The sequence below is a fragment of the Synergistota bacterium genome, from assembly GCA_025060595.1.
Taxonomy (GTDB): domain Bacteria; phylum Synergistota; class GBS-1; order GBS-1; family GBS-1; genus 42-11.
This window is the reverse complement of sequence record JANXBX010000023.1, coordinates 1-4,361: the sequence shown is the minus strand read 5'-3', so window position 1 is coordinate 4,361 and position 4,361 is coordinate 1. Positions and strand designations below refer to the sequence as shown.

5 protein-coding genes are annotated in these 4,361 nt (G+C 39.4%); all 5 read right to left on the bottom strand.

Features of this window, described 5'->3' with window-relative positions; translation table 11 throughout:
* On the bottom strand, positions 1-189 hold a 189-nt coding region (locus NZ900_09650; GenBank protein ID MCS7234342.1), incomplete at its 3' end, for a hypothetical protein.
* Positions 190-206: 17 nt separating this feature from the next.
* Positions 207-1,211 carry a Gfo/Idh/MocA family oxidoreductase gene (locus NZ900_09645; protein ID MCS7234341.1) on the bottom strand — a complete coding sequence of 335 codons (1,005 nt, stop codon included), beginning with the start codon at positions 1,209-1,211 and terminating at the stop codon, positions 207-209.
* A 17-nt stretch (positions 1,212-1,228) separates the two neighbouring features.
* Positions 1,229-2,491, bottom strand: coding sequence for a TRAP transporter large permease (locus NZ900_09640; protein ID MCS7234340.1), 1,263 nt, complete (start codon positions 2,489-2,491; stop codon positions 1,229-1,231).
* Position 2,492: 1 nt separating this feature from the next.
* Positions 2,493-2,996 (bottom strand): TRAP transporter small permease, encoded by a 504-nt coding sequence (locus NZ900_09635; protein MCS7234339.1) that lies wholly within the window; start codon positions 2,994-2,996, stop codon positions 2,493-2,495.
* Between the two features lie 92 nt (positions 2,997-3,088).
* Positions 3,089-4,099, bottom strand: a complete 1,011-nt coding sequence (locus NZ900_09630; protein MCS7234338.1) for a TRAP transporter substrate-binding protein — start codon at positions 4,097-4,099, stop codon at positions 3,089-3,091.
* Between the last annotated feature and the right edge of the window lie 262 nt (positions 4,100-4,361).

Below are 4,361 nucleotides of genomic sequence, written 5' to 3'. Positions count from 1 at the left end.
AATTAAAATAAAGCTTTTCATATCTGTTATTAAAAAACCATGAGGCAAAGCTTTAGCAGAATAATAGGGTGGAGATTCATATGAAATACCATTAATGGGATCGACAACCTTCTCAAAATTTAACCCCTGAGCAAAGCAAATAGAGGTCCAAAACACTAAACCTAAAAAAAGAAATTTTACAAACATCATCTCTCCTCCCTCCCAATCTAATATTCTGTAAACTCGATAGCTTTCCCTAACCTAGATGAAAGAGAAACTAACTCTAAAACCTTAACAGATGGCAAAATCTCTCTACCTGATGCAAGAGGCTCTCTACGATATTTTACCGCATCAAGAAATTCCCTAAGCTGAAGTGTATAATTAGTAGGAATCTGCTCTCCGTCTATAAGTATTTCTCCGTTACGAAGCAACCTATAACCAAACCTAAACTCCCCAGGTATCTGATACTCTTGTAAATGGAAGCTTCCTTTCTCTCCAACAATAATATACTCGTGCACAGGTGGCTTAGTATTTAAGGAGAGATGAACTGATCCAAAAATATCTCCAGGAAACCTCAAAAAGATATCTTCTTCATCTTGTATGTTTATTTTCTTAGGATTACGTGAAGCACCCTGTGCAAAGATCTTCTCTGGAGGCTTTCCAATAAGCCATAATATAAGATCTATAGAATGACTTGCCTGAAGATAGGTAATAAGATCTCCAGCCTCTTCAGGAGATTTCCACCAATCAGTAGGAGGTTCCGGAAAATAAACAAGAAAATTAATAACAATCCTAATTAATGGACCTATAGTATCTATCTCCCTCTTAAGAATCTTGCAAGCTTCGCAGAATCTCCTACTTTGACCGATCATAAGAATACGATTAAGTTTTTCAGCTTTCTCAACCATTTCTTGTGCTTCTATATATTTCAGTGCCATGGGCTTCTCTAAAAGAACATCCTTTTGCGCTTCCAAAGCATCTAAAGTAACTCTATAGTGAAGATGGTGTGGCAAAGCAATAATTACAGCTTCCACATCAGGCATTTCTAAAAGCTTTTTATAATCACTCGTCCAGTAACTCGCACCAACTACAGAAGCCATCTCTCTGGCTTTAGCCTCAACCTTATCAGCAACAGCTACAGCCTCAACTTCAGAGGAAAGGTCTTTTATCGCATTAGCATGAGCTTTAGCTATTCTTCCACAGCCTATAATACCAATCTTCACTTTTCTCATATCCCTCAACCCCCTCCCTACTTAACTAAGAGATTAGGTAAAAGCATAACAAGCTTCGGAAAATACACTATGATGAAAGTAACAATTGTGGTGACAACTATAAATGGGACCAATGCTTTCACGATCTCCTCAAAGGGCAACCTTGTAAGAGAAGCAGCTACAAAAGCACAAACCCCAAGGGGTGGAGTTATTAAACCTACCGAGAGATTCACAGCCATCATTATGCCGAAGTGGACCGGATCTACACCAATCTGAATCATTAAAGGAAGCAATATGGGAAGAGTCAATATCACTGAAGCAAGAGTTTCCATAAACATACCGAGGAAAAGTAAAAACAGATTGACAAGCAGTAATACAAGATATTTATTACGAGTAAGAGACAGTATAAGTTGTCCTACTTTCTCTGGAACCGATTCCCTAGCTAGGATCCATCCAAATAGTGCCGCACAAGCTATAATCATCAATATGCTTCCAGAGATGATGCCAGACTCAAGAAATACCTTGGGAAGATCTTTAATCTTAAGCTCCTTGGTTACAAAAATACCCAATATCAGTGCATAAAGTACAGCAAAAGCAGCAGCTTCTGTCGCTGTAAATACTCCGCTTAAGATACCTCCAAGGATAATAAATGGCATGAAAAGAGAAAGAATACCCTCAAGATATTCTCGAAAGTTCTTAGGAAGTTCAGGCTCCGATGGCGGAAGGCCATATTTCTTAGTATGAAGATATATTACTAACATAATTGATATACCAAGAAGAACCCCTGGGACAAAACCACCTATAAAAAGCTTAGCCACTGAAACATTTGCCATTGAAGCGTATATTACCATAACCACACTAGGTGGGATGATCGGACCAATTATTCCGCTAGCTGCACATATAGCGGCCGCATATTTTTTCTCATATCCTTGCTTCTCCATAGCAGGTATCATTATAGAGCCAATAGCTGCCGTATCTGCAGAACCAACACCGGTGATGCCAGCAAAAAGCATGCTAGCTATAACTGTTATGTAAGCTAATCCACCTCTTATCCCTCTGATAAAGAGAGATGATAGTTTTACAAGCCTCGGCGTTATACCTGCCGCATTCATAATCGAACCGGCTAGAATGAAAAGAGGTACAGCTACGATAAGAAAAGACTCTAATCCAATATACATCCTTTGAGGTATAAGAACAAGCGGTAGCTTTAAACTCACCAGATATAATAAACTGGTGATCCCCAATACAAAGGCTATAGGAGTACCCACAAAAAGAAGAAGCACAAAGATAAATACTATCATCTTAATGCACCCCATTAGGCCCTTCTCGAACAAAAACTTTCAAGATGTTAGTAAGAGCAAAAAAGGCCGAAATCCAAAGACCGATCTGAAAAATTCCATATACTATACTCATTGGTACTGATAGAGCAGGAGTGATGTTATTGGTTATCCTGGCGTGATAAATAAGTTCCCCAGTCTGTTGACCGGCTATAATCAAAAAAGCAGCGATCAAAGCATTAACTATAATATACAATGCTTTTCTCAATCTCTCAGGAAAAGAGTTAACCAAAAATTCCACCTTAGTAAAAGCATTGTATGTAAGAGCAAGACCTCCGGCAAAAATCGCAAAATAAATGAAAAACAGCTGAGCTACTTCCATTGTCCATGGCAAGGGACTTCGCAAAAGGTACCTAAAAATAATCTGAATGTTAATAGTAGCAACCACAGCAGCAAAGAGAAAAATTACTAAATAACCTATAAATTTTTTAAGAACTTCATTAAACCTAAGAACATAGGACCAAAACATCCATAGCAACCCCCTTATAAAAAGCGAAGGTAGATCTTCTCCCTTTAAAGGAGAAGTCTACCTTCGACACTCTAATTATCTATTTATGTTCTTCACTCCATCTTTTGAATGGCCTCAACTATCTTTCTCCACTCTTCCGGAGCCTTCGAAAGGAATTCTTCGTAAACTGGTTTACAGGCCTCAACAAAAGGCTTCAAATCCTTAGGATAAGATACCTTAAGACCTCTTCCCTCCATAAACTTAAGAGCTTCCTTGTCCTGCTTTAATCCCTCTTCATTCATGGTCTTCGCCCATACTTTTGCTCCCTCAAGAATAAGCCCCTGTTCATCCTTATTAAGCTTATTCCAAGTCTTAAGGCTCATAAGAAGCACACCACCATTGGAAAGAACAGGAAGATAACTTACATATTTCTGTACCTCGTAAAACTTCATAGCTACAAGAGTAGCAGGACCATTTTCGTTACCATCAACAACTCCCGTCTGTAAAGCTGTATAAAGTTCGCCAAACGCTAACGGAACAGGCGTTGCACCAAGAGCCTTGTAAGCAGCCATATGTATTGGAACCTGCATCACGCGTATCCTAAGTCCTTTAAAATCTTCTAGCTTCTCAATAGGCCTGATATTATTCATTGGCACTCTAAACATTGGACCAGCAATGGCAAGAAGCTTCAAACCTACCTTCTCCCCCTCTTCCTGACCTTTCTTGAGGAGAAGCTGTCCAACATCGCTTTCCATAACTTTAAGGAAGTGTTCCGGCCCTTTGAATAAGAAAGGAAGATTTAAGACATCAATTATACGGATAAACGTAGCGGTAACACCAAGTGAGCTAGCAACAAAGTCAATGGTTCCAAGCTGTAATCCCTCAGTCATATCCTTTTCCCCACCAAGCTGTCCAAGAGGATGAAGCTTGACTTTTAACTCTCCACGAGATTTTTCATCCAAGAACTTTGCAAAAGCCTCTCCGCCTAAATGATAGGGATAGGTTGGGGCGTTAGCATGACCATACTTTAACTCCTTCGCCGGGCTTGCAATAACTTGACCACAGATACAAGTAATGAACGCAAAAAGAAGAATAATCCCTACTGTCAAGCTTTTCTTTCCCATCCATTATCCCTCCCCAACAATAAGTTTTTGCTTTTCCTTAATATTTCATAATTATATTGTATATTAATCTCTTGGATAATGTCAACCATCGTTTGATTATCATGTAAACTAACTAAGGCTAAAGGGGTGAAAGGCAAGCGGCTCTTCCATAGAAGGTCGCCCCGCCTTTTATGGAGAAAAGATTTGGGGCTTGCCTTTAAAGGATCCTGCCCTTGGGAGCCTTTAAAGGGAGAGCAAAACAAGGGCTATGCTCGTAGCTGCT

Excerpts from the sequence above, each read along its gene's own strand:
- NZ900_09630 (MCS7234338.1), bottom strand. The coding sequence starts at position 4,099 with ATGGGAAAGAAAAGCTTGACAGTAGGGATTATTCTTCTTTTTGCGTTC.
- NZ900_09640 (MCS7234340.1), bottom strand. The coding sequence starts at position 2,491 with ATGATAGTATTTATCTTTGTGCTTCTTCTTTTTGTGGGTACTCCTATA.
- NZ900_09635 (MCS7234339.1), bottom strand. The coding sequence starts at position 2,996 with ATGTTTTGGTCCTATGTTCTTAGGTTTAATGAAGTTCTTAAAAAATTT.
- NZ900_09645 (MCS7234341.1), bottom strand. The coding sequence starts at position 1,211 with ATGAGAAAAGTGAAGATTGGTATTATAGGCTGTGGAAGAATAGCTAAA.